At 56.4% G+C, this 24,097-nt stretch carries 20 protein-coding genes; 10 read left to right on the top strand and 10 right to left on the bottom strand.

All coding sequences use genetic code 11. The annotated features are described in order from the left end of the window. Positions 1-41: 41 nt before the first annotated feature. From ACHZCJ_RS14695 to ACHZCJ_RS14710, 4 genes are all read left to right on the top strand, one after another. Positions 42-884: a hypothetical protein gene (locus ACHZCJ_RS14695; protein WP_100093809.1), complete on the top strand. Its 843-nt coding sequence runs from the start codon at positions 42-44 to the stop codon at positions 882-884. Positions 885-1,049: 165 nt separating this feature from the next. Beyond that, positions 1,050-1,628, top strand: a complete 579-nt coding sequence (locus ACHZCJ_RS14700; protein ID WP_100093810.1) for a hypothetical protein — start codon at positions 1,050-1,052, stop codon at positions 1,626-1,628. A 200-nt stretch (positions 1,629-1,828) separates the two neighbouring features. Beyond that, positions 1,829-2,509, top strand: coding sequence for a hypothetical protein (locus ACHZCJ_RS14705; protein WP_100093811.1), 681 nt, complete (start codon positions 1,829-1,831; stop codon positions 2,507-2,509). Position 2,510: 1 nt separating this feature from the next. After that, positions 2,511-3,329: a hypothetical protein gene (locus ACHZCJ_RS14710; RefSeq protein WP_100093812.1), complete on the top strand. Its 819-nt coding sequence runs from the start codon at positions 2,511-2,513 to the stop codon at positions 3,327-3,329. An 839-nt stretch (positions 3,330-4,168) separates the two neighbouring features. Here the strand turns inward: ACHZCJ_RS14710 and ACHZCJ_RS14715 are convergent. The 3 genes from ACHZCJ_RS14715 to ACHZCJ_RS14725 all read right to left on the bottom strand — a co-directional run bounded on the left by ACHZCJ_RS14715 (position 4,169) and on the right by ACHZCJ_RS14725 (position 9,066). After that, the gene (locus tag ACHZCJ_RS14715; protein ID WP_236553969.1) at positions 4,169-5,983 is read right to left on the bottom strand and encodes a site-specific integrase; all 1,815 of its coding nucleotides are present in this window, start codon (positions 5,981-5,983) and stop codon (positions 4,169-4,171) included. A gap of 733 nt (positions 5,984-6,716) precedes the next feature. Further along, positions 6,717-8,756: an NADPH-dependent 2,4-dienoyl-CoA reductase gene (locus ACHZCJ_RS14720; protein WP_321327252.1), complete on the bottom strand. Its 2,040-nt coding sequence runs from the start codon at positions 8,754-8,756 to the stop codon at positions 6,717-6,719. Positions 8,757-8,787: 31 nt separating this feature from the next. After that, complete coding sequence (locus ACHZCJ_RS14725; protein ID WP_321327253.1) at positions 8,788-9,066, bottom strand: hypothetical protein; 279 nt, start codon at positions 9,064-9,066, stop codon at positions 8,788-8,790. 569 nt (positions 9,067-9,635) lie between these two features. Between ACHZCJ_RS14725 and ACHZCJ_RS14730 the strand changes: the two genes are divergently transcribed. From ACHZCJ_RS14730 to ACHZCJ_RS14740, 3 genes are read left to right on the top strand one after another with little or no spacing between them, the layout of a single operon-like run. Continuing rightward, positions 9,636-10,331 (top strand): response regulator transcription factor, encoded by a 696-nt coding sequence (locus ACHZCJ_RS14730; RefSeq protein WP_159645574.1) that lies wholly within the window; start codon positions 9,636-9,638, stop codon positions 10,329-10,331. A 2-nt stretch (positions 10,332-10,333) separates the two neighbouring features. Then, positions 10,334-11,701 (top strand): FecR domain-containing protein, encoded by a 1,368-nt coding sequence (locus ACHZCJ_RS14735; RefSeq protein ID WP_321327254.1) that lies wholly within the window; start codon positions 10,334-10,336, stop codon positions 11,699-11,701. A 49-nt stretch (positions 11,702-11,750) separates the two neighbouring features. After that, complete coding sequence (locus ACHZCJ_RS14740) at positions 11,751-14,024, top strand: CHASE2 domain-containing protein (protein ID WP_321327255.1); 2,274 nt, start codon at positions 11,751-11,753, stop codon at positions 14,022-14,024. 1 nt (position 14,025) lies between these two features. On the opposite strand, the gene ACHZCJ_RS14745 is transcribed toward ACHZCJ_RS14740, so the two are convergent. The 5 genes from ACHZCJ_RS14745 to ACHZCJ_RS14765 form a co-directional block, all read right to left on the bottom strand. After that, on the bottom strand, positions 14,026-14,577 hold the full coding sequence (locus tag ACHZCJ_RS14745; protein WP_321327257.1) for a hypothetical protein: 552 nt from the start codon (positions 14,575-14,577) through the stop codon (positions 14,026-14,028). Between the two features lie 84 nt (positions 14,578-14,661). Further along, positions 14,662-14,895, bottom strand: a complete 234-nt coding sequence (locus ACHZCJ_RS14750; RefSeq protein ID WP_236554210.1) for a hypothetical protein — start codon at positions 14,893-14,895, stop codon at positions 14,662-14,664. 2 nt (positions 14,896-14,897) lie between these two features. After that, positions 14,898-16,271, bottom strand: a complete 1,374-nt coding sequence (locus tag ACHZCJ_RS14755) for a class II 3-deoxy-7-phosphoheptulonate synthase (RefSeq protein ID WP_159645562.1) — start codon at positions 16,269-16,271, stop codon at positions 14,898-14,900. Positions 16,272-16,387: 116 nt separating this feature from the next. Then, complete coding sequence (locus ACHZCJ_RS14760; protein WP_321327261.1) at positions 16,388-17,806, bottom strand: cell wall hydrolase; 1,419 nt, start codon at positions 17,804-17,806, stop codon at positions 16,388-16,390. Positions 17,807-17,840: 34 nt separating this feature from the next. After that, the gene (locus ACHZCJ_RS14765) at positions 17,841-19,274 is read right to left on the bottom strand and encodes an MATE family efflux transporter (protein ID WP_321327262.1); all 1,434 of its coding nucleotides are present in this window, start codon (positions 19,272-19,274) and stop codon (positions 17,841-17,843) included. A 38-nt stretch (positions 19,275-19,312) separates the two neighbouring features. Here ACHZCJ_RS14765 and ACHZCJ_RS14770 point away from each other — a divergent pair, with 38 nt between their 5' ends. The 3 genes from ACHZCJ_RS14770 to ACHZCJ_RS14780 are packed head-to-tail and all read left to right on the top strand — an operon-like array spanning position 19,313 to position 22,454. After that, positions 19,313-20,518 (top strand): DUF2891 domain-containing protein, encoded by a 1,206-nt coding sequence (locus ACHZCJ_RS14770; RefSeq protein ID WP_321327264.1) that lies wholly within the window; start codon positions 19,313-19,315, stop codon positions 20,516-20,518. 14 nt (positions 20,519-20,532) lie between these two features. Then, positions 20,533-21,690, top strand: a complete 1,158-nt coding sequence (locus ACHZCJ_RS14775) for a histidine kinase (RefSeq protein ID WP_321327265.1) — start codon at positions 20,533-20,535, stop codon at positions 21,688-21,690. A 2-nt stretch (positions 21,691-21,692) separates the two neighbouring features. After that, positions 21,693-22,454 (top strand): LytTR family DNA-binding domain-containing protein, encoded by a 762-nt coding sequence (locus ACHZCJ_RS14780; RefSeq protein ID WP_321327266.1) that lies wholly within the window; start codon positions 21,693-21,695, stop codon positions 22,452-22,454. On the opposite strand, the gene ACHZCJ_RS14785 is transcribed toward ACHZCJ_RS14780, so the two are convergent. After that, positions 22,412-23,452, bottom strand: a complete 1,041-nt coding sequence (locus ACHZCJ_RS14785; RefSeq protein ID WP_321327267.1) for a CaiB/BaiF CoA-transferase family protein — start codon at positions 23,450-23,452, stop codon at positions 22,412-22,414. The genes ACHZCJ_RS14780 and ACHZCJ_RS14785 overlap by 43 nt on opposite strands. Positions 23,453-23,540: 88 nt before the next feature. After that, positions 23,541-23,951 carry a PilZ domain-containing protein gene (locus ACHZCJ_RS14790; protein WP_236553965.1) on the bottom strand — a complete coding sequence of 137 codons (411 nt, stop codon included), beginning with the start codon at positions 23,949-23,951 and terminating at the stop codon, positions 23,541-23,543. Positions 23,952-24,097: the final 146 nt, after the last annotated feature.

Below are 24,097 nucleotides of genomic sequence, written 5' to 3' on the forward strand. Positions count from 1 at the left end.
CCTGCCTTTCGGCGGGCTTTTTTTATGAAAGAAATATACTCATGACCAACCCAACAGAAATTGAACGACAGCTGTCACGCGAAGCCAATCTATTTGCAGCGCGCGGCAGTGCAGCCCATCACGACAGAACCCGCACCTATATCGTTGCTGACTTTGAATATGGCTATGACCGGGACCGCCATAACGGATATGGCGTAGCTGAAGGCAAAGACGCCGAGGAAAAGATACGTTGGCCGTTTCACCGCGTGGCGGCGGCATCTTGGTGCGTGATGCGCTTCAAGCGGGGTTCGGATATTCCCGAGATCCAAGGTCCGATTGTTCTCTCTGCCAATGACCACAGCGAAAAGGAAATGGTCTCTGTTTTCTTTGATGCCTTGGACCAGGAACCAGGCGCTGTGCTGGTGACATGGGGCGGGGAGCATAAGGATCTGGCCGTTCTGCGCCGAACCGCTGGTGAGCTTGATCTGATCATGCCCGGGCAGCTGCGCGAACTCTCGCCAGTCTCTGACCGTAGGATCGATCTATGCGGCGCCGTCTCGATCCGCGCGGAATCGGTTCATCTTCCGGAATATGCAGCAGCTTGCTCGATACCGGCAAAGCCGTCGCCATCCAAAACCATCGGCGAGCTGGTCGAGAAGGGGATGTGGGGGGATGTCGAGGAGCAGGTGCTGGCTGACGTCATGACGACAGCGATCATCATGTTGCGCCATCTCAAATCCCACGGGCTGATCCGCTGCGCCATTCCAGCATGCAGTTTGGCGCTGGCAAATGCAGCGACGAGCGCGAACCCGGAGAGCGAGTTTCTGAGGCGAACGTTCAAGCCCTGGGCTCAGCTCAAAGATAGCACAGCCAATTATACCTGTCCGATCTACCGGGCAGCGTAGCTTCTATTCTACGCTCCATCACGAGCGTGGACATTTTTAAAGTCGAGCCGGCGTGATCACGGGCAGCGCTCTATTGACGACTGGCTCTACCAATATCTTCTAACCAATCCTCAAGCGGGCGGCATCTCAGGATGACCGCCCGCTTGGCATTTCAGGATAATTTTTATGAAACTTCCCATATATTCGGAGCGGATCGTCACCTTCTCCGTCGTCTATCATCCCTATCGCCGCAACACCGAACGGTTCATACGCGCCTTTGGTGCCTTCGAAGTCAATTTCCAGCCTGGTGATGACATATTGTTCACGCGCCATCATCATACATATCCGGATAAGGATCGAACCGCTCCTTTACTGGAAATGACGAAGCTGCTCGATCAACAGACCGACTGCGTTTGCGCGGTTCTGGAAGCTCCGGGCGGGTCTCACCGGCCAAAAACCAAAGCCGACTTTGCGAAAAATGTCCTTGATGCACTGCCGATCTTCAATCTGGGTCTCCACCGCAAGATCCATGTTCACCGGACAGAAGACCAATATGTCAGGGTCAGCGCCGAACTGTTTGGCATAACTTTGGCGTCCAAGATGGCCGGGCCGTCAGAAAAATCCCGGCGAGCAGCAGACCACGCTCAAGCGCTGTGGCTGTCCTGGGTGTTCAATTGCCTTGCTGAGGATCCGGATCAGGCGAACCTGGTTGCGGCCTTTCAGGCTTGGCGCTGCGTCGACGACCTGCGTCCCGTGATATTTTAAAGAACAGGCATTCGCGTAGCGGCCACTGACCTTCGGGGCAGCGTCTGCCGCGCGGCATCATCAATCAATAACAGCAGGAGCAGAAATCATGTAGTAAACTCACCAAGACCCTGCAGCGGGCAAAACGCTGCACACATCATCAACCAAGTCGCTCGACATTTCGTCGTTGCGGCTTTTTTTATATCTAAAGGAAATATATCATGGCGAAGAAGCCAACCAATAATCGCGCGCCGACAAAGGCCGAGCCCAACAAGCCTTATAAAATCGCGGGCACTTCCATCGTCCCGGCCCAGCTATTCCATGTTCCCTCGCTTCAGCCAAGAAAGGAGGGGCCGTGGCGCGATGAACCCGATAAGCTTTCATGGACTGATAAAGCCACCGGTATGCCCTGCATAATGCTCCGCGCCCGGCTTGGCACTTTATCAGGCTATGTCGCGGTAAACACCGAGCATCCTCTGTTCGGCTTCGACTACCGCGCTGTTCCAGCAGACCTTGGCATTCAGCCTCACGGCGGCCTGAACTACAGCGCGCCCTGCGATGAAGAAGCGGACGAACGCGTTTCTGTCTGCCATATTTCACAGCAGCCCCGGGAACGGGTCCGCCATCCGCGCGGCAAGCAGGAGCATCCTCCATTCAGTGAAGAACTATGGTGGTTCGGGTTCGCCTGCGACAAATCCTACGATTTGGTTCCTGGCTGCTACCAAATCCATATGTCGGCTGAAAACGGGCAGACTTATCGCGGCGAGGATTACGTATTCACCCAGTGCACAAATCTCGCGCATCAGTTGGCTGCGGCTGGTGGCGAGATGGGTTCGGGCGTTCCCATCGATACGAGCAGCTTTACCGTGCCGCCTGTCGGTCTTGATGCAGGGGAGAAGTAAGATGGACGAGAACATTCCATACGAAAAACGCCGCAATCCCAATCTGCCTTGGGGATACTGGATGGCAGCTCCAGGTGAAACCACAGGCGATCAGGTTCTGATCGATGAAGATGGCAGCCGGTGGGCGTCTGTTCGTGAATGTCTGTGGGTCAAGCGCTTTAACATGGCGATGCCCGAGCATCTTCCGTATATTGACCTCGAACTGGAGTTCCTGCTCACCTTTCTGGTCATCACGGAACGCCGGATCATTCGGGTTGAGGAGAAGGCCATTGACATATTTGGTGACCATGACAGGGCCCGGTTCTACCAAAGCTGGCTGATCGACAAGAAGCTCATGACGTATGATCGGGGCGGTTGCCTATTTCCCGAACTCACCCCGGAAGCCTTTGCTATCTTGCTGATGCTGGCCAATACACGCAGCCTGAGGAACCAACCGCTGCCGGTCGGCCTGCCGACGCTGGAGCGATGGCATGGGCTCGACCCGGAAGCCATGACGCCCGAATGGGAAGCAGCGCTGCAGAAACTGGAGCGCTATGCCGACCGGCTGCCATATCGGTTTGAGCGGGTGATGATCGGCAAGCTTAATGCCATTAGGCTGGTCGGTGATGGACTGGGGCCGAACATCCCGCTCCGCCGGACCTTGTGGTCGCTCACCTTCCGGGATCAATATGCGCGGGACCGGTTCTACTACTGGCTTTGCCACCGCGTCGATCGGTGGAGCGATTGGGGGACGCGCGCTTGGGAAAATGGCCCCCGAGCGCTCAGCGAATATTTGCTGCAGCTGAAATTTGCAGATGAACCGGCCGTGATGCCAGACTGACCAAGCAGCATGATGCCAAGAACAACGGGCGGGCTCTTCGGAGGCCGTCCGTTGTCATTTACCTAGGCGTAAATTTACCAAAAACCCGCTTCCCTCTAGTTCATCCGGAGCACCTCGCCATCTAGTCTCCCATGCTTCGTTAGCCTACAAGGTCAGGTGACCAATCGATTTACTCGGTCGCTGCGTTGAAAGTTACCTCTGAATCCGGAGCAGACATGCCCTGAGTTCGACTCCGGCATTTCCGACGTCGGTCCAGACAAAGCCGCAGGCCATGGTCCTCTTTTCAGATTAGCTTATTGAAAGCCGGCAGTCGCGAATCCACCTAGTAATTGCAGTTCTGGCGCGAGCAAATTCTGAGCGCTGGACGGCAGCTTTCAGAATCGAGAATGGGTCGAGGAGACGGCAACAATTGCGCGTAATTTCGGACCGACTGTAGTTGGGCCGGAAGCGACCATAGAACATGATCGCCGTAGATGCACTTATGGAAAGCCGGGCGAAATCTGACAATCGACTTATACTTTCCGTCAATACTGGCTGCGTTGATTGCAGGCTATCTCCGCCAGAGGTCAAATGCGGGTGTCGCGCCGATTTTTGCGTAACGAACAGAGGAACCTGCTCGCCAGCATCTCGTCACGGTTCGCCGAGGCAGCATAATATAGTTGAACGGGGCGGTCTGGAAACATTTTTCCAGACCGCCCAGTCAAAACGAATGTTCAAACCTACTGCCGGTAAAAACGAACGATCCCGCGCAACGAGGTGCGCAGCGGCGCCTAAATTGTCTTCAAGCTCTCCATAAGCCTAGTCGCCAAAGGCATATTATGCAGTTCTGGCGGCAAATATTATTTTACTCGCGCTTTTCTTGGCTCACGAAGTTTTGCAGGAAGCAAAGAAACAGGGAAGGGGTCCAGATGCTTCGTTACTTCCGGTATCGTTGCTACGGCATTACGCAACAGTGCCATATGCGCCTTCGAGTAACGTCCTTCAGTTTCCCCTTTGAGAGCATGGCCAGCAAAATCTGCTCTGATTTCAGATGGGATTCCAGCACCCTTCATTGAATCTATCGCGGTGTGACGAAATGCGTGCATTGCTTGGCCGCCTTTAAGAAATGCTAGTTCCTTGGCTATCTTGGTCCAAATACGTTTATAATAGGCATCGCCCATCTGGCCCAAGCCGCTCTCAGCTACTAGCTCCGGAAATAGGGTCTTCTCTCCCGCTTCGCGTAGCGCCGTCACATAATCAATCAAGCCCAATCGCTGCAATTCCTTCGCCACCGGCACTTTGCGTGCCGAACTAATGGTCTTCACCCGGCGCACGTCATTGGCGCGAACGTTGAAGAACCAAAAACCATCTTCCGTTTCCACATCATTGACGTCCAGGCCGCAAATTTCATCGCGGCGCATCCCTGAATACCACGCGATCAGGGGCACGAAATACCACGCATCGTGAACGAGCAAATCGCCTGGCTGCATACGCCGCGCATGTGATTTTGAACCTGTCCATGGCGGGAGATTGAAAATCTCCCTGCCTTGCTCCACGGTATAGACCGATTGTAGTTCACGTTGGTTACGAGTGTCGTTCATAATGAATGCTCCATAGTCAAGTCGTCCCAATGGGTGGTGTTTGTTAAACCAGCCAGTGAGCTGGCGCAGGAAGCCCCAATGCCGGTTGGTCGTAACAACGCCCAACCCAAGTTCTTTTCGAGAAAGGTGCTCGGCCGGCTTAATTTTTGTATCTGTAACTCGCCCTTTCCGCTTCGCTTCTTTTTTCATCGCTTCTTCACCAGCAACGACTTTGGCTTCGGTTTCGTCGATGATTTGCCAGATCGTCATATCGCGATGCTTGGGGGATTTACGAAAGGAGGGGCCGTGCAGCTTTTCGAAACACTGGTCTAGTTTGACGAGATCGTCATGCGTGACGGTCGCCAGCGCTCGCCCGTCCATGACCTGCTCGAGAAGCATTGCAGGAAGTTCGAACTGGTTGCGCGTTTTCAAGGTCCAAGGTTCGCCTTTTTTTCGCGAATTGCCGTCCTTGCCGCCTGTGCGCGGATTATGCTCAAAAAATCTGAGCACTGCTTCGCTTGGTGTCATGGTGACCCACTCGTTAGCTACAGGCTGGTGAGAAGTTACGGTAGGTGAAGAATTTTGAGGGTTTATTGGTTCATAACCCGCCACTTGGACCGGAGCATAAGCCGTGCTTGGATCGGCGAGAACGCGGCGGAATTCCCGGACTGCCTCAATGCGCGCCTGATTGACCACTTTGCGCGCCATGGCTTCACGCAATACAGTTTCTTCCACGCCGATTTCGGCCAGTCTTGTGACGGCTGCCTCCTCAGCGCCATCCTGCTGAATTGATTCGGCAAGGTCCGACCAAGCCATGATGACAATGGGTTCATCGTCGTCGTCGGGATCTATCCGGGCGATCAGGAAATCATCGATTTTGCCTTTTACGACGCCGTCACTTGCTGCTGATTCGCTAGCGCCCAGACGCAGCGAGAGCGCTTTGTCTATATCGTCGTGATCTTCTGGAGGAATAATGTGGAGGTTTGCGTGCATGACTTCGAGTCGATCGCGCTCAATCAGCATTTGGCGGCGATAGATTTCCGCCCGCTGAGCGCTGGTCAGTCCGTCGCTCCTAATATTCGTCATCATGTTCATCGCGACCCTCTCGCAAATCAAAGTCAGCGCTGGAGCGAGTAACGCTGCATGCCTTCGATTCGTAGTCTTGAGGGACATCCTTAACCGAAAAGGCTTATCAAGCCCTAAACGTATGAGGCGGCGATAATAATAGGTGCCGTGCTTGCGAGTGACGTTTTGTATTCCGCACATGGGTGGTGGTATCCTTCCGTGGCACCCTGTCGTGGCGAACCACGACGGGGTAAGAGAAAGAAACCAAATATTTCAAGAGCTTATGTCATTGTTGGCTGGGGCTCCTGCCACCCCAACCAATTTCAGAGCCTTGCGCTTTTCTGCGGTTGTTTTTCAGATTGATTGTACATCGCTATCGAGCTGACGAACGCTCGTGTTGCAATGCTGGTGCGGTGGATCCCCCAACCCGTGGCCTGCCCAAATTTACCGCTGCTGGTGAAATATCCGATTGTTGTTCGGGGCTGTCGCAATTGCTCAGTGTCTCTGGACGCTTTGTTCCTTGGACCGAGACGGTTGCCTGGGATGACGTGACGCCGGGTTGGATCTTGTTGGAGAAGTAACTTCGAGTTCAATGAGCATGCTCTAAAAAATTTTCTGTCAACCGGTCGTTAGCAGAAGGACAGGGGCCCGCCCTTCTGCTGGAAAAACCTTCTGAACTGTCTTCCTCCGGATAGCAGAAGCAAAAGGCATAAGCGCGATAGTAGGCGCACAGGCGGAATATTATTCTGTCGAAGATATTCCGTCAGATCGCGGCTGCCATATAGCTGGCTTGATTGATCGCTGCTTTTGCATCCAGTTCCATCGCTTCAAAGGCGCCGCCGACGAGTTCGGAAGACATCCCTTCTTTCTGCAGGTCGTCATGCAGTTCGCGCAGCGGATCCTGGCCAGCGCAAATGATAATCGTATCGGCCTCGAGAAGCACCGGCTGACCGCCCTGGAGGATATGCAACCCATCATCATCGATTTTTACATATTCGACGCCGTTCATCATGCCGACGCCGCGCCTTGTCAGCGTCATGCGATGGGTCCAGCCGGTTGTTTTGCCGAGGCCTGCGCCAACCCGGCTGTCCTTGCGCTGCAACAGGGTGATTTCGCGATCGGACTTGACCACCTTCGGCTCTACGCCGGTTACGCCCCCACGCGGGTGGTTTTCGAAATCGACACCCCATTCTGCGGCAAACACATCGCGGTCGAGGGCGCCCGAAACTCCGGCATGGCTGATCAGTTCGGACACATCGAAACCGATGCCGCCGGCGCCAATGATGGCGACCTTTTTGCCAACCGGCCTGACGCCTTTGATGACGTCGATATAGCTGACGACCTTTTCGTGATCGATGCCCTCGATGTCCGGCGTTCGCGGCTTGATGCCGGTCGAGACGATGACATGATCAAAGCCTTCGGCTTTCAGTCCCGCTGCATCCGCACTTGTATCCAGACGGAGGTCGATTTCATGAACCTCGATCATCCGGTTGAAATAGCGCAGCGTCTCGTAGAATTCCTCCTTGCCCGGAATGGTTTTCGCCAGATTGAACTGGCCGCCTATTTCGGACGATGCTTCGAACAATGTCACCGCATGACCGCGCTGGGCCGCCACCGTAGCATAGGCAAGGCCGGCGGGTCCGGCCCCTACTACTGCGATCCGCTTCGCATCAGTGACCGGTTCGTAATTCAAAATGGTCTCGTGGCAGGCGCGCGGATTGACCAGGCAGGTCGTCAGTTTGCCCATGAACGTATGATCGAGACAGGCCTGGTTGCAGGCGATGCAGGTGTTGATTTCATCTTCGCGGCCCTCGACCGCCTTGCGCATGAATTCGCTGTCGGCGAGCAGAGGCCGGGCCATGGAGACCAAATCGGCATCGCCGCGTGCCAGAACCGCCTCGGCAACATCGGGCATGTTGATCCGGTTGGAGGTTATCACCGGAACCCCAACCTCCTTGCGCAACCGGCCCGTCACCGAAGTAAATGCCGCGCGCGGTACCATTGTCGCGATCGTCGGCACGGCGCTTTCATGCCAGGTAAAATGGGTGGAAATGATCGTGACACCGGCTTTCTCCAGAGCTTTGCCCAGAGTGACGATTTCTTCCCAGCTCATGCCTCCGTCCAGCATATCCATCGCGGCGATCCGGAAGATCAGGATGAAATCCTCACCCACCGCAGCGCGGGTCTGCTCGACAATCTCGATGGCAAAACGCATCATATTCTCGAAAGAGCCGCCATAGTCATCGTCGCGCAAATTGGTCTTCCGCACCAGGAAGGTGGATATCAGATAGCCGGCCGATCCGATGATCTCGACTCCGTCATAACCCGCCTTCTGTGCCATCAGCGCGCAGTTTACATGGTCGTCAATCTGTTTCCGGATACCGGCTTTGTCGAGTTCGTTGGGAGCATGTCTGGCGATCCGGGAGCGCACGGCTGATGGCGCGACCATGGCCCTGTTATTGGCTAAAGGACCGGGATGCAGGATCTGCATGCATATTTTTACGTCCGGTGCGGCCTCGTGCACGGCATCGGTGACCAGCCGATGCTTGGCAGCTTCTTCTTCGCTGGACATAATCGCCCCGCCCGCTGACGCTTCGGCATTCGGGGCGATCCCGCCAGTGATTATCATGCCGATATTATTGGCTGCCCGTTCGGCAAAATAAGCGGCCATCCGCTCGAAGCCGCCATCCATTTCTTCCAGGCCGGTATGCATGGAGCCCATGATCGAGCGGTTCTTGATGGTGGTGAAGCCGAGATCGAGTGGCTCGAGCAATTTTGGATATTTCATATTGTCGTTTTGCATAGATAGTATCCCTATCACATTATCCAATCTGTTAAAGCGACATCTCAACAGGCTTTACTGCACGAGTATTGCGCGCGACTTTGCCGTCGAGCAACGGCAACGCCGGGAAATACAGAATGCCTTTGGTTAATATCTTTCCCCGGCGATGGCCAACCGGATCGCAGCCGACCCCAGTTTGCAGAATCTTGGCGGGAAGAGCAGGGATATGACCACTTTGTTTTCCGATATCCGCAGATTTACACCGATCTTCGAAGCGATGCAGGGCGACCGAAACCGGGATGGTATCGACCCTTGCAGCCTGCTCGGTCATGCCTTCCTCCTATCACCCGCCCAATCTGTCATCCGACCTTCGGACAATCGGCGGTTGCCCCCTAGGCCCGCGAGCCGCCAGAAGCGCAAATTTTGGTGGCGGCCAATTGAGAATTCTGGCTCACGGGAGATCGATGCAGCAAAGCAGCACAAGGGATTCAGCTGAAAATTGTAAACTGGGGTTTCGGCTCCGCTAGCTGCCGTGCCGGTCGCATCGTGGGGGCGGCGCGTGCGTTGGCCGCTATCAGTCAGCAACATAATGTTCATGTCACCGGTGATACCCGTCATAAAGGAAAGAGCCGACTATGGCGGATTTCAGGGCGAAAAATGCCTTGCGCAGGGCCGGTAGAAAATGAACCGGCTCGCCGGATATTACTCCCGGAGCGGCGGCTTTCCGCGCTACGGCGCTATGTGATGGGGGCTGGTCCAAGAATGGGATATGTAAATCATTGTAAATACACATTCAATCTTCTGGTAAAGCTTCTGTAAATGATAGTAAAACGCAATTCATAAACCGATGAATAAAGGCAATGTTACCGTATCAAGGCTAGCACCTCTGGGGGAATTAAAATGCGTATAGCGATAGCGGACGATGATTCGGAAATCATCGAATTTTTGGGGAAAATCGTAGAAGCACAGGGCTATGTCTATGTCGGCTACCCGGACGGAACCGCCCTGTCCAACGCCTTGCTGCGCGATACGTTCGATCTGGTAATTCTCGACTGGAACATGCCCGGCAAAAACGGGTTGGAAATTCTGCAGTGGATGGAAGAGGCGATTGAAGATCGTCCTCCGGTGATCATGATGACCAGCCGTTCGGCCAAGCAAGATATCAGCGACGCACTGAACGCGGGTGCCGATGATTATATCACCAAACCGGAAGACAAGAATGTCATTGCCGCTCGGATCAATGCCCTTCTGCGCAGAAACAGCGGCGCCTCGGCAATGGAAACCACGGCTGAATATGGCGACTATCTGCTCAATCGTATCGAGCAGACGGTCAAGCATGGCGACCAAGAGATCGCCCTGACCGCAAAAGAGTTCGAACTCACCGATCTCATGTTTCGCAACCGGGACCGTACCTTGTCGCGGCGATATATAATGGAAACGGTCTGGCGGACCAACGCGCATCTCGCAACGCGGACGCTCGACATGCACGTCTCGCGAATCCGCTCCAAGCTCGCGCTGAAACCGGAAAACGGGTTTCGGATTTTCACGGTTTTCGGCTATGGCTACAGGTTGGAGACGTTCAGTAACGGAGGGTGATAGTGTTTGAAGAATTCCGGAATTGGATGCCTTCGTCGGGCCTTCGCCTGTTGCTGGTGCTATCTATCTGCGCTCTGGCCATTGCCCCTGGTGAAGCTGCAGCCCGGAAAAACTCCGATTCGGAGCAGATCACCTATGTCTTCAAGCGTGGAGACACGCTGTACCGTCTCGCCAATAATTATCTGCGCAAGTCGTCGGACTATCGCGCCGTGCAACGGCTCAACCGCGTTGCCAACCCGCGTGTTATCCCCGTAGGCACATCGCTGCGCATTCCCGTAGCCTTGCTGAAATATCGTCCGAGTGAAGCCCGGCTGAGCGCGTTCCGCGGGAATATTTCCATTGCTTCGGATGGCCAGAACCGGACACCGGTTACGGGTATGAACATCGGCGAGGGCAGCAATATCAGAACGGCTGCGCGGAGTTTCATGACGTTGCAACTGGAAGACGGGTCGCAGGTTTCCCTGCCATCCAATAGCCACGTCCGGATTACCCGCCTGCGCCATATTCTGCTGACCGACAGCATCGACTATGAATTGGCCGTCGACAAGGGGCGGGTGCGCTCGAAGGTAGCGCCGCTGGAAAAGAAGGCGGACCGCTATCGGGTCCGCACTCCGGTTGCCGTCTCCGCTGTTCGCGGGACCGACTATCGGACCAGGGTGGATGAGATTTCCGGCACCGCCTTTTCCGAAACGGTTGAAGGCGAAGTCGTGGTCGCGGCGGGCGAGAGGCTGAACGGGGCCAACCTGGTTACCATAGCCGCAGGTACCGGTGCAGCAGCGACGGCGTCAGGTGCGATTGCGAAAGCGCAATTGCTATCGCCGCCAGAACTGCTTGATCCTGCGAATGTACAGTCCGAGGCGGAATTGCACTTTGCCGTTGAACCGCGCGAGTCGGCTATCGGTCATCGTCTCAGCATCGCGTCCGATGCCGGCTTTGTCGATATCGTCGCCGAAGCAGAGGTGCGGGGCACGGTGCTGGAATTGCCGACGATCCCGAATGGGCGCTATTTCGCCAAGCTGACGGCGCTGGCGGCGGACGGTTTCGAGGGGATGCCCGCTACGTATAGCTTTAAGCGCCAGCTGAGTACGCTGGGCGGTAGCGCCGACGCCGGCGATTTCGGCTATCGCTTCAAATGGTTCGGCAAAGGCGAGGGGGAACGATTCTACCGGCTCCAGATCCTGAAAGACAGCAAGACATCCGTACCCATTATCGACGAAGCGGGCCTCTCCGCCGACACCGTCACTCTGTCGGATCTGGCCGATGGGGAATATTTCTGGCGCGTTGGCGTGATCCAGTTCTCCAGTGATCCCGACGATCCGGCAGCGATAGAAAAATGGACCGATTTCGAAAAAATGACCGTGGCCAACTAGCGGTCCGGATCCGGCTTTTGACCGACCGTCCGATCAGGCCGAGGCGCCGATGAGACTACGCCAGCGTCTGGTTGTCGAATGGCTTGCGGTAGCATTGCTGGCGTCCTGCATGGTGGTGGCACTGGGCTATTGGGATAGCCTGTCGCGCTTCGACAATCTGGTCTACGACCAACTGTCCGGCATTGATCGGCCGGAGGCATCGCCGGACATAATGATTGTCGAGATTGACGAGGAGAGCCTGCACGCCTTCGGCAAGTGGCCATGGCCCCGCGAACGGCATGCCCAGTTTTTCGAGCAGCTCGCGATCGGCACCCCGAGAGCGACTGGTTTCGACGTCCTGCTCAGCGAACCGGGAGAACCGGAGGGTGACCAACTGCTGGCGCAGGCGATGGCCGATCTGCCAAATCTGTTCCTGCCACTGCATTTTGTTTTTCCCGGCAGCAATGGTGCAGAATTTGATGTTAGACAGCCGATCGCGCCGTTCACCGCGGCAGCAACCGGTCTCGGTCACGTGAATCTGCTTTTCGATGCTGACGGAGTCGTACGTCGCGCGAACCTTTGCTTTGGAGACAAGGATGCGGGGGCGGAATGGCCCCATTTGATGGAGATAATTTACCAGGCGGTCGAAGGAGATATGTCTCCGGCTTTCGACCGGCTGGATGATTGCGATCAGAGTCTGTTGATGCCCTATGCGGATCGTGGAGCATATCAATCGATATCCTATGCGGCATTGGCCAAGGGACAAGTGCCGCCTGCATTCGTGCAGGACAAGATAATCCTGATCGGTGCTACGGCCAACGGTATGGGTGATCAATATCCGGTGCCGCTCGGCGATGGCGGTACGATGGCCGGGGTCGAGATCATGGCCAATCTTTACAGCACGATCGCGCGCGATGATTTTATCCGGCCGATCCCTTTGATCCAGCAACTGTTGTTGTCACTGCTGCCGGTCTGGATATTGCTGCTCGGTTTCTGGCGCTGGCGTCCACGCACAACGATCGTCGTCTCTTTCTTCCTGATAGTGACGATATTGCTGGCCAGCGCCGTGCTTGTGCAATTCTCCCTCTGGTTTGCGCCTGGAACCGCCCTGCTGGGTGTGCTGATTGTATATCCCGTATGGGGCTGGCGCCGCTTACAGGCTACTAGCGATTTCATGGATGGCGAATTGGAGCATTTCGGTCGCTCGAAAGTTGATATACCGATCATGCGGACGGAACTGGGACCCGTTGACGTTATTACCGGACAGGCCGAACAACTGACCCACGCGATATCCCATGTTCGCGATTTGCGGCGCTTCATCAGCGATGCGCTCAGGAACCTGCCCGATCCGATGTTCATCACCGATCTGCGGGGCAAGGTTACATTCGTCAACAGGCTGGCGCAGACCGGAATGGAAGACGGCGCTCAGAATCTGGCGCTGGATGACATGCTCGACCGCTTTGTTTCGGCTGATGATCTTCAGGAGGTGAAGGATTATCTCGACCAGAAGAGCCGGCCGACCAAACAGGATTATGTCGAGTTTACTTCCAGCGACGGACGCATTTTCGCTATGCGCCGCGCGCCGGTTGCATCGGATGAAGGATTGCTGAGAGGGTATATCCATTATCTGGCGGACATTACGGAAGTAGCCAATGCGGCGCAGCAACGGGAAGAGGTGTTGCAGCTGCTGTCTCATGATATGCGGGCGCCTCAGGCTGCCATTCTGGCTCTTCTTGACGGTCGCGAGACTGACGAGACAACCAGCCGGATTGAGGGGCATGCCCGCCGGACTTTGGCGCTGGCGGACAATTTTGTCGGATTGGCCCGGATCGATGCGAGCGAGTTTGCCGGCGAGGATATCCTGCTTGCGGAACTGGTTGAGGAGGCCAATGACAGCCTCTGGCCCCTTGCCCAAAAGCGGGGCATTCGCTGTGAAGTCGAAGACCAGTCCGAGGGTGCCTTCGTGCATGTCGAACCTTCGAGCCTCTATCGCTCCTTCGTGAACCTGATCGACAATGCAATTAAATATAGTCCGGATGGCGGTGTGGTGACGATCGGGATCCGGGTAACTGATCTGGATGGCCAACCCTTCGTGTCGGTTGCTATATCTGATCAGGGCAAAGGTATTTCCGAGGGCATCCTCGGCCAGTTGTTCGAGCGCTTTGCCAGCGATGACACTATGGCGCATTCATCCATCAAGGGAGCTGGTCTCGGGCTGAATTTCGTCGCCAAGGTGATCGCCAGACACGGTGGTCACATCCGGGGAGAGAACCAACGGGACGGCGGCGCCTGCTTTACCATATTGCTGCCTCTGGCTCCCGATCTTGAGTGCCAGGCGGACTGAATCACTCGATGCCCTGACGGGTGCGGATTGTGCTGCGTGGAGTGCTGCTCGGCTTGGTGTCCAGCCCCGAGAGTGCGGAATCGATCAAGAAGGGCAGGGACTGTATTACAGTACCCTTGCAATGATATTCTGCCGCGCTGCCGGAATAGAGCTTCTTTCCGCGGACCTGATCGAACAGACTGACAGTCAATCGATGTTCGCGATCCTTGCAGGACTGGAATCTTTTCTGTTTTTTTGCCGTAGAGATCGATTTTTCGGCATTGTCTGCACCAGCATTTACCGCGATATCGGCTGGTCGGTTGGAAAGCGCGACATGGACCAGAATCGATGCATCGGAAGACGATTCATAGCCTCTGTCGTTGAGCGATCTGGCGACCATATCCCGGGCGGCCGTCAAGTCACTATGCGCGACGGCATCGGTTGAAGACATGGTGAATTTCTTCTGCGCAGATGCCGCAATCACCTGATGCGTCTGGACCCGGGTTTGTATTGGCCCGGCACAGCCGGAAACCGCCAGTGCGCTCGCCAACATCCATGGGAGTGATCGCATCATCACATGCTCCGCTGAGTTCATTCAATGTAAATTGATAGTCCTCCGGTCCGGAAAAGTCACGCACATTGGCCTCGGTTTTCGGATCTACCGGGTCAACGCGTAGTAGATCACATAGAACCAGGAGAAAAAGCCGTGAATGATCGCCCACAGGATAGACTTGTGCGTGGTGAAGCTGATGGCAATCGCCAGCGCGCTGCCGAACCCCACACCCTTGCTGACGATTTCCTTGCGGACATATGTGGCTCCCCTGCTCATGGGCGATTCTCCAGGTGCATAATCTTCGGGACGCATCCGCTCGGGCTTCGTCTTTCCGACCATGATCAGGCCGCTTCCCGCGCCCGGTCGGACAGTTCCTGATTGAGCATTTCGGCGAGCAGGAAGGCCAGTTCCAGCGATTGCGCGGCATTCAGGCGCGGATCGCAATGCGTATGATAGCGGTCGCCGAGTGACGCATCGGTGATGGCCACGCCGCCGCCAGTACATTCGGTCACATTCTGGCCAGTCATTTCGCAATGGATGCCGCCGGCAAATGTGCCCTCAGCCCGGTGGACGGCGAAAAAGCCGCGCACTTCGCTCAGGATGCGGTCAAACGGCCGCGTCTTGTATCCGCTCTCCGCCTTGATGACATTGCCGTGCATCGGATCGCAGGACCAGATGACCGGATGGCCCGACTTTTTGACAGCGCGCACGAGAGGCGGCAGCCCGCTTTCGATCTTGTCGTGACCAAAACGCGTGATTAGCGTGATCCGGCCGGGTTCGCGCGCCGGATTGAGCGTATCGAGCATTTTCAACAGCGCGTCCGGTGTCAGCGACGGGCCGCATTTCAGCCCGATCGGATTGCCGATGCCGCGCAGGAACTCGACATGGGCAGAGCCCTCGAAACGTGTCCGGTCGCCGATCCACAGGAAATGCGCGCTGGTGTCAAACCAGTCGCCGGTCAGGCTGTCCTGACGGGTCAGGCACTGCTCGTAGGGCAGCAGCAGCGCCTCGTGACTGGTGTAGAAAGATGTGGCTTTCAATTGCGGTACAGTGTCCGGGTTGATGCCGCAGGCTTCCATGAAGGCCAAAGCTTCGCCGATCCGGTCGGCCATTTCCTCAAATTTCTTCGCCCACGGGCTGCGCGCCATGAAATCATGGGTCCAGCCATGCACTTGCTTCAGATTGGCATAGCCGCCGGTCGAGAACGCGCGCAGCAGGTTGAGTGTCGCCGCGGCTTGGTTATAGGCCCGGATCATCCGCTCGGGATCGGGGTCCCGGCGGCTGCTGTCAAACTCGATGCCATTGATGATATCGCCGCGATAGCTTGGAAGCTCCACGCCATCCTGCACTTCGACATTGGACGAGCGCGGCTTGGCAAACTGGCCGGCCATACGGCCCACTTTTACGATCGGCAGCTTGGACGCATAGGTCAGGACCACCGCCATCTGGAGGATCACGCGGAACGTGTCGCGGATATTGTTCGGATGAAATTCCGCAAAGCTTTCGGCACAGTCCCCGCCCTGCAGCAGAAATGCCTTGCCGGCGGCGACCTCCGCTAGATCCTGTTTAAGGCTACGGGCTTCACCGGCAAAAACCAGCGGCGGATAGCTGCCGAGCAACTCTTCCGTTTCCGCGAGTTTTGTGGCGTCTTTATACTCGGGCATATGCAGCCCTTCAAAATCCCGCCAGCTATTTGCCGTCCAATTTGTCGCCATTCGAGCGCTCCGCTTCATTTCCAATAAAATCGAGAGCCTTTAGGCGGGAGTCAAGGGTGATGGCAAGGGAAACCCATTGTTGGTTGCCGGCGCAACTATCGGGGAGCATCCGCTATCTAGGAGCCGCCGGGTTTTTTCTTCCAGCTGCCGCTATCGCGGAATTCCGGTTTAATCTGACTCGCATCGGGTAATCTCTGGCCGGCATAAGCTTGATCACCGCCCTTGGCTCTTGCCTGGGCGCTATAGTCGGGGGCCCTGTACGAACGGCCGGCCTGTATATCCGGCGTCCCATAGGGCCGGTTATTGCGACGGGCGTTGTCAGCGGCGAGGGCCGCGGCTTTTTCGGATTGAGCGGCTTCCGCTTCGGCTTTGCGCCGGGCTGCCTCATAGGCCTTCTCCAGCGCAATCGGATCGAGCGTGGAGGCAGAGCCGTTGTCGCGGATGTCAGCTTGCCGGCGTGGCTTTGGCGCAGGTAACGGCTCTCCGCCCCGGTATTTCTGGCCGAAGGCGCTGGCTTTTCCGGCATTGCCTTTCCAGCTGTAAAAGCGATGGGCTCCAACCGTTCCGAGAAACCGCAGGCTTGGTGCCCAATATGGATAGACATAGGTCGCGTGGTAATGGGTGGCTGTGCCGACTGTCGTATAGCTTTTTCCGGCCAATGCTTGCGCTGCGACCTTTTTCGCACGGTTCCAGTGGTAGCTTGCTGCCTTGCGTCGCAGCGAACCGTCGCAAGTATAGGTAAACTGGCAGCCGGTCGTCCGCTCGCTGCCCTGATAGATCACGCCGCATATTGTACCGGGATAGCTGGGATGGCGGACCCGGTTCAGAATTACTTGGGCGACGGCGCGCTGGCCGGCATCGGGTTCCATCCCGGCTTCATAGTAGATCGCCTGCGTCAGGCAATATAGTGCCCGGCTGTCATCCGTCGCCGAGCCACGGAAAGCGACCGGATGGATCAGATGCGCTGTTGATGCCTGATCTGCATCATTGCCGATCAAATCCGGTGTGCCCGCAATAGATCCGGCTCCGGCCTCAGCGAGCGGATCGGCGCCGAAACCGCCATAATTTTGCGGTATCGCATAATTTGGGTCGAGAAAGTAGAAAGCGGAACCGGCAAAATTTTCTTCCGCTCGCTCGACCGGCTGGAGCCCCGAATCGCTGGGTCTGAATTGCTGGGCGTCGACGCTTGATTGGGGCATGGTGGCCGGTATCAGCAGCAGGCTAGCCAGAAAAAGTGCCGTCAATATGCGTTCGCGGACCGACAGTTTGGCAAAGGATCCGAGCGGCTTTTGCGATTGTGAAGCTCCTGTATGTGCGGTGTTCTGGCCGGAATGTGCGTCAATTGCAGACTTGCCCGTGCTGACCAGCGGCTCCGGATGACCACCATCCAGCCCGAAATCGGGGATATTGCTGCTCAGGGGTGGAACATAGGGTGGAGGTACGCGCACGTGGTTCTTCAATACCTGATTGGGCCCAAGCGGGCTGGTCGTCGCGATATAGCCGGTCATGGCGGCATCTGCGCGATGCTTGATCATGCTGTTCCAACATGGGACGCGCCCGTCTGGAATATTAACCGGTTAACGCAGTCTTCTGCGCCTGTCTGCCGACCAGATATTGCGCGAGCGAATAGCCGGCCACGCCGAATATTATTCCGCCGACAGCCGGACCGACGATGATGCCGTCCAACCCGTAATATTCACGACCGAGCCAGAGAAAGGGAACAAGACCCAGCGTATTGCGAAGCCAGTTCATCAGCGTGGACCAGCCGGGATGCCCGAGATTGTTGCAGGCCGCGTTGCTGATGAACAGCATACCGTTAAAGAAGAACAGCGGGGTCAGCAGGAGGGCAAACAGCCAGAATACATGCCGCCCTTCGCCGACCAGATGAAACGCATCGCTGATCGGCCCGCTGAGCAGCAAGAGAATTGGCCAGATTGCCAATGTATAGGCGAGGGCGAACAGGGTTGCCTGCTGGATCGTGATCCGAACCCGGTCGAGTTTCAGCGCGCCAAAATTCTGCCCGATGATCGGTCCCACGGCGCCAGACAGTGAAAACATCAGGCAGAATGCTACCGGTACAACCCGGCCAACCACCGCGAAGCCGGCGATCACGTCATCGGAATAGTCGGCGATAAAGCGATAGGAGAGGAAGCCGCCGATCGGTGTCGCGACATTGGTCAGCACCGCGGGGACCAGAATTGCCATGATCGCCCGGATATCGGCCCGGAAGCTTACTAGGGAAAACCGGTCGAAACCGCCATAATTCCGAAAGACTGTGCGGATGGCATATATCGCTGAAACGACGACGGCACAGGCACTTGCAACCGCCGCGCCGTTGATGCCCCAGTCAAGGCCAAAGATGAACAGGGGGTCAAGGATCGCATTGGTTATGCCCATGCTGAGCGTGACGTACATCGAGCGCCGGGCTGCGCCGTGGGCGCGCAGGAAGCCGGAGCAGACCATGGCCGTGACACTGACCGGCATGAAAGGCGCGACGATCCGGATATACCCGGTTGCCGCCTGATTGGCGGCCCCGTCAGCGCCGGCCAAATCCAGAATCGCCGGGGCGAACAGGGACAGGATGAGCGCGAAAGGGACCATCATCACGGTGCTGAGAATCAGAATATTTGTCAGATAGCGCCGAGCCCGGTCCGGATCACCCTGACCGATATGGCGGGCTGCCAGCGCGCTGGTGGCAATCATCAGGCCGATATGGAAAGCCGTGCCGAAAAACAGGATGGTGGCGGCAAAACCCATTGCTGCGGTCAGCGCGCTGTCTGATAGCTGGGCAATGTAGAACAGATCGGCAAAATCGACCAGAAACATGGTCAGCATGCCGATGCTGGCGGTCAGCGACATGGTGGTGATATGCCGCAAGGGACTGCCGGTCAGGAATATGGCGGGTTGGGGCGAGATAAAATCTGTTCCACTACAAACCGCCTGACCGGAACTGGCAATGGCGGAAAAGATATTTTGCCCTATAGTCTTTTGCCAGAGGGTCAATTCCTCTCTATTGGAAAAACATCTTTGGAGAGTGTCTCATGGTCTATCGAAAAACACTGGTTGGTCTGGTGATCGCGACATTGGCAGGATGTTCCGCAGCCGAGGAAGACAAGACATCCTCTCCAGAGGATCGCGGCGTGTTCGAACGTCGCAATACCGCTCCCGATCCGGCGGATAATGCGCTGAAGCCGCGCCGGGCCGAACAGGCTTATGCCCGGATCGCCCTTAACTGCATCAACAAACAATATCCCAACAAGATCAGTCATGTCCTGAATAGCGCCGCCGATGTCGCCGAGCCGGCAAAGCTGACGCCGCTATTCTACGGCTGTTTCGATTGGCATAGCGCTGTCCACGGCCACTGGTTGCTGATCCGGCTCTGGGGTCAGGATCTGGTTCCCGATATGGATGACGAGATTGCTGCCGCGCTGGCAGCGAATTTTACGGCGGCGAAGGTTGCCGGTGAACTGGCCTATTTCCAGGGGGCGGACCGCACGGCTTTCGAGCGGCCCTATGGCATCGCATGGTTTCTGCAACTGACTGCGGAACTGCGCGATATTGCCAAGGGCGAGGGTAGCAAGGCCGAACAGGCGAAGCTGTGGCTGGACCGGCTGCAGCCGCTGGAAGCTCTGATCGTCGACAATATCAAGAACTGGCTGCCGAAACTCGCCTATCCTGTCCGGCTTGGGACCCACAACCAGTCCGCTTTTGCTTTTGGCCTGTTCCTCGACTGGGCTGCACGTAGCGGTGATCGCGAAATGACTGCCCTGGTGCGCGAAAAAGCCTTGGATTTCCATCGCCAGGACCGGGATTGTCCGATGGCATATGAACCTTCGGGTGAAGATTTTCTGTCATCCTGTCTCATGGTAGCCGATCTGATGCGGCGGTTAATGAATCAGCGGGAATATGCCGAATGGCTTTCGGGTTTTCTTCCCGCGCTACCAACCGATGGAAGGGGCGACTGGCTCGAAATGGGCGTTGTGAAAGATCCGACCGACGGGAAACTGGTCCATCTCGACGGTCTCAATCTGTCGCGGGCTTGGGCGCTGGAAGGCATGGCTTCCGCACTTCCGGAAGACGATCCGCGGCGCGCAGCGCTTCTCGCATCCGCCAGACTACACGGAAATTCCGGCGAGCAAGCCGTGCGGACACCGCATTATTCCGGCAGCCACTGGCTCGCCAGTTTCGCGACTTACTGGCGGACCCGGCGGGGGATCGACAAGAATAGCAGCAATCCGGCTTCGTGAACCCGCATCCGTCCATGCAACCGGCACAAAATGCCGAGCGCCGGACGCTGTCCCTGTTCAGCCGGCTGTTTCCCGTCAATCGCGATCTTGCGATCAAATCGATTTTCGGGATTTGGAGCGCCTATTTCTTGTTCGTGAGCAGTCGCATCTTATATGTTCCCGAGATGAATGCAGACGCCCTGTTCCTGCAGCGCATCCTGATGACCATCATCTGTATCACTTTTACCTGGATGCTGTATCGGCTGCTGATTGCAGTCCGGTGCAAGGGGATGGGGGCTGCCATATTCATGTTGAGCTTGCCGACCATGATCCTCGCCAATCTTATCGCGCTAATCGATCAGATCGTCTTTGATCATGACGCCCGGCTGTTCGACTTTTCCTATCTTCTCGAGCCGGTTGATTTCGCTTCCTTTGACTGGACCTATGTTCTGGACGAGGCTTTTACCCGCTATTTCATTCTGGTCAGTTGGGGGGCATTATATCTGGCCCTTTCGCACAGCAAAAACGTGCAGAGAATGATGGAGCACAGTCGTCAACTGGAGCGGGTCAATCGGGCGAGTGAGTTGCGGGCGCTCCGTTATCAGCTCAATCCGCATTTTGTCTTCAACGCGCTGAATTCGGTCAGCAGCCTTATCATCGATCGGCAGAACGAGCAGGCGGAGAAACTGGTCGATGACCTGGCCGACTATATGCGTGCTGTTTTGACCGGTGGCGCGCAGGATATGATTACGGTGGAGCAGGAGATTGCCCAGCAGGTACGCTATCTGGAAATAGAACGTATGCGTTTCCCCCAGTGGCTTCACTATTTTGTCGATATCGAACCTGCTGCAAATGGCTGGAGCATTCCGGCACTGATCATCCAGCCGCTGATCGAAAATGCCATCAAGTTCGGCGTTTCGGGAGCGGACCAGCCGCTTAATATCATCATATCCGCACGTATCGAGGGAGATCGTCTGCGGATCAGCGTCGCCAATGACGGCAGGGTGGAAATTCCGCCTGCGCAGCCACATGACCGGGCTGCCGGGACCGGGACTGGACTGACCAATATCCAGAGTCGGTTGCGAGCGCTATACGGGCAGAATGCGTCGCTGCTCTTGGCCAATAGCAAGGACGGGATGGCGATCGCCACTATCATCTTGCCCGATCCGTCCCTGATTTTCCAGGATATATGAGAATGGCCAGGAAGCCGCCCTCGGTGTTGATTGTCGATGATGAACCGCTGGCCCGCACCCGGCTTAAGGCATTGTGCAAGCGAATCCGGTTGTTCGGGGAAATCGCATTGGCCAATGGCGGTCGCCAGGCGATCGAGAAGATCAGACTGAACCCGCCAGACATCGTGCTGCTAGACGTCGATATGCCAGAATTTTCCGGGCTCAAGGTGGCGGAATTCTGTCAGGGTCTCGGGCATATGCCGGAGATTATCTTTACAACGGCCCACAGCACTTACGCGGTGCAGGCTTTCCGGCTGGAAGCCACAGACTATCTCCTGAAACCGGTGAAGGAGTCGCTGTTGCGCGAAGCGGTAGAGCGGGCCATCGCAAATCGGACACGAGCCGGGAATGACCGGGGAACGGAGACGGTTGACCGCCTGTGGGTGCAGGACGGGAACGGCGCCCTGCAAATCATGGTGTCGGATATCGAATGGGTCGAGGCGGAGCGCGACTATATGCGCCTAAATCTTCCTGATCGCAGCTTTCTCGTCCATCAGTCGATGCGCTCGCTGGACAAAATGTTGCCGCACGATCTGTTTGTCCGGGTTCACCGGTCAACCATTGTGCGACGGGACTGTATTGCCGAGGTGCGTCGCAGAGGCCGCAAACATTATGTCATATTGAAGGATGGCAAGCAATTGCCGATTGGCCCCCGCTATGCCGACAGAATCGCCGGTTCGGCTCAAGCCGGGCGCCTGGGCGGATCGGACACCGTAACCGAATAGCGCGGCGCTGGTGCCGGTTGTTTCAGTCCACCGACATCGACAAACGCCTCTCTTTCGATATTATGGGGATGCTCCTTGGCTTCTGCCAGCGACAGTACCGGCGCGAAGCATATATCCGTTCCCTCCATCAACTCGCACCACTGGTCGCGGGTTTTGGTTTTGAACAGATCTGTCAGTTTCTCCTTCAGCATCGGCCACTGTTTCGGATTCATCTGGGCGTCGAAATCGCTATCGTCTGCAATACCGGCCACTTGCCGCAGCTCTGCGTAAAATTGGGGTTCGATTGATCCAATCGAGATATATTTGGCATCAGCCGTTTCGTAGGTGTCATAGAAATGCGCCCCGGTATCGAGCAAATTGACACCTCGCTCGTCCTGCCACTGGCCGATATTGTGAAAGTCGAAGATCATCGCCATCAAAGCGGCGGAACCATCGGTCATCGCACAATCCACAACCTGGCCCGTGCCGCCGGTCTTGGCGTGGAGCAGGGCGGATACCATGCCGAAGGCCAGCATCATGCCGCCGCCGCCAAAATCGCCAACCATGTTGATCGGGGGGGTCGGTTTTTCACCCGCTCGTCCGAACGCATGCAAGGCACCGGATACGGAAATATAGTTAATATCATGGCCGGCTGCGGCGGCGAGTGGCCCATATTGGCCCCAGCCGGTCATCCGACCGTAAACAAGTTTGGGATTGTCGGCGAGCAATATATCCGGCCCGAGGCCGAGACGTTCCATGACGCCGGGGCGAAAGCCTTCGATCAGGCCGTCGGCAGTTTTGACCAGATCACGGGCAGTCTTGATGCCGTCTTCTGATTTCAGGTCGATCTCGACCAGATTACGGGAACGGGACAGGGCAAGGCGCGGATCGGGCGCCGCTCCCGGGCGGTGCAGAACGGTAACGGTCGCCCCCTGGTCGGCGAGCATCATGCCGCAAAAGGGGCCGGGACCAATGCCAGCGAATTCGATAATATTGATACCTGTAAGTGGTCCAGCCATGTCCTGCTCCCGTTTAATCGAATGATTAAACCGTCCTATGCAGGGAAGTAGTTCTAATCAAGTCTAATATTGAGCCTTGACCGGAAGATCAGCGGGAGCGTTGTCTCTTGTGCAAATGCGGGGATTTTTTCCCATGCTGGCGCAGATAGTGCGGTAATTCCAACTTTTTCTGACCGACAGGTTGCCGTGCGAGTTTCGGATCGATGGGATGGTCAAACGCCACGCCGAATCTGCCCTGGGCTACCCATGCGACATGTCCGGTCACCTGACCAATATTGCGCAGCTCCAGCTGGACCTTGTCGCCCCGCTTGGCAAGTACCGGTGCTTCGGCCATCAGGCCGCCGGCTGACAGGTTGCGAATCCGGACTTCGCCGCAATCATCACCATCGACGAAGCTCAGAGCAGCCTTCAGAAACAGGCTGTCGCGCTCCAGCTCCCGCTTCGAATGGCCGAGGGCCTGACTGTTCATTTTCAGACTATCGTCAAATGGTTCGTTCATGAGCTTCCCGTAGCCGGTAAATGTAAATACATGTGTCGCAAAGGAAGTAGTAGGGTAAAATTGGTGCAAATTTCGTTAATAGTAAGCATTGTTTCTCGCAAAAGCGCTGGATTAACGCGGTAACCCGAGCAGGCCAGTGCCGTTGC

The organism is uncultured Parasphingorhabdus sp., from assembly GCF_963677535.2.
GTDB lineage: Bacteria > Pseudomonadota > Alphaproteobacteria > Sphingomonadales > Sphingomonadaceae > Parasphingorhabdus.

What these genes read in the sequence shown, in the direction of transcription:
- ACHZCJ_RS14695 (WP_100093809.1), top strand. Translation starts at nt 42, where the DNA reads ATGACCAACCCAACAGAAATTGAACGACAGCTGTCACGCGAAGCCAAT.
- ACHZCJ_RS14725 (WP_321327253.1), bottom strand. Translation starts at nt 9,066, where the DNA reads ATGACCGAGCAGGCTGCAAGGGTCGATACCATCCCGGTTTCGGTCGCC.
- ACHZCJ_RS14720 (WP_321327252.1), bottom strand. Translation starts at nt 8,756, where the DNA reads ATGCAAAACGACAATATGAAATATCCAAAATTGCTCGAGCCACTCGAT.
- ACHZCJ_RS14730 (WP_159645574.1), top strand. Translation starts at nt 9,636, where the DNA reads ATGCGTATAGCGATAGCGGACGATGATTCGGAAATCATCGAATTTTTG.
- ACHZCJ_RS14780 (WP_321327266.1), top strand. Translation starts at nt 21,693, where the DNA reads ATGGCCAGGAAGCCGCCCTCGGTGTTGATTGTCGATGATGAACCGCTG.
- ACHZCJ_RS14785 (WP_321327267.1), bottom strand. Translation starts at nt 23,452, where the DNA reads ATGGCTGGACCACTTACAGGTATCAATATTATCGAATTCGCTGGCATT.
- ACHZCJ_RS14760 (WP_321327261.1), bottom strand. Translation starts at nt 17,806, where the DNA reads ATGATCAAGCATCGCGCAGATGCCGCCATGACCGGCTATATCGCGACG.
- ACHZCJ_RS14790 (WP_236553965.1), bottom strand. Translation starts at nt 23,951, where the DNA reads ATGAACGAACCATTTGACGATAGTCTGAAAATGAACAGTCAGGCCCTC.
- ACHZCJ_RS14700 (WP_100093810.1), top strand. Translation starts at nt 1,050, where the DNA reads ATGAAACTTCCCATATATTCGGAGCGGATCGTCACCTTCTCCGTCGTC.
- ACHZCJ_RS14705 (WP_100093811.1), top strand. Translation starts at nt 1,829, where the DNA reads ATGGCGAAGAAGCCAACCAATAATCGCGCGCCGACAAAGGCCGAGCCC.
- ACHZCJ_RS14750 (WP_236554210.1), bottom strand. Translation starts at nt 14,895, where the DNA reads ATGGTCGGAAAGACGAAGCCCGAGCGGATGCGTCCCGAAGATTATGCA.
- ACHZCJ_RS14715 (WP_236553969.1), bottom strand. Translation starts at nt 5,983, where the DNA reads ATGAACATGATGACGAATATTAGGAGCGACGGACTGACCAGCGCTCAG.
- ACHZCJ_RS14755 (WP_159645562.1), bottom strand. Translation starts at nt 16,271, where the DNA reads ATGGCGACAAATTGGACGGCAAATAGCTGGCGGGATTTTGAAGGGCTG.
- ACHZCJ_RS14745 (WP_321327257.1), bottom strand. Translation starts at nt 14,577, where the DNA reads ATGATGCGATCACTCCCATGGATGTTGGCGAGCGCACTGGCGGTTTCC.
- ACHZCJ_RS14740 (WP_321327255.1), top strand. Translation starts at nt 11,751, where the DNA reads ATGAGACTACGCCAGCGTCTGGTTGTCGAATGGCTTGCGGTAGCATTG.
- ACHZCJ_RS14710 (WP_100093812.1), top strand. Translation starts at nt 2,511, where the DNA reads ATGGACGAGAACATTCCATACGAAAAACGCCGCAATCCCAATCTGCCT.
- ACHZCJ_RS14770 (WP_321327264.1), top strand. Translation starts at nt 19,313, where the DNA reads ATGGTCTATCGAAAAACACTGGTTGGTCTGGTGATCGCGACATTGGCA.
- ACHZCJ_RS14775 (WP_321327265.1), top strand. Translation starts at nt 20,533, where the DNA reads ATGCAACCGGCACAAAATGCCGAGCGCCGGACGCTGTCCCTGTTCAGC.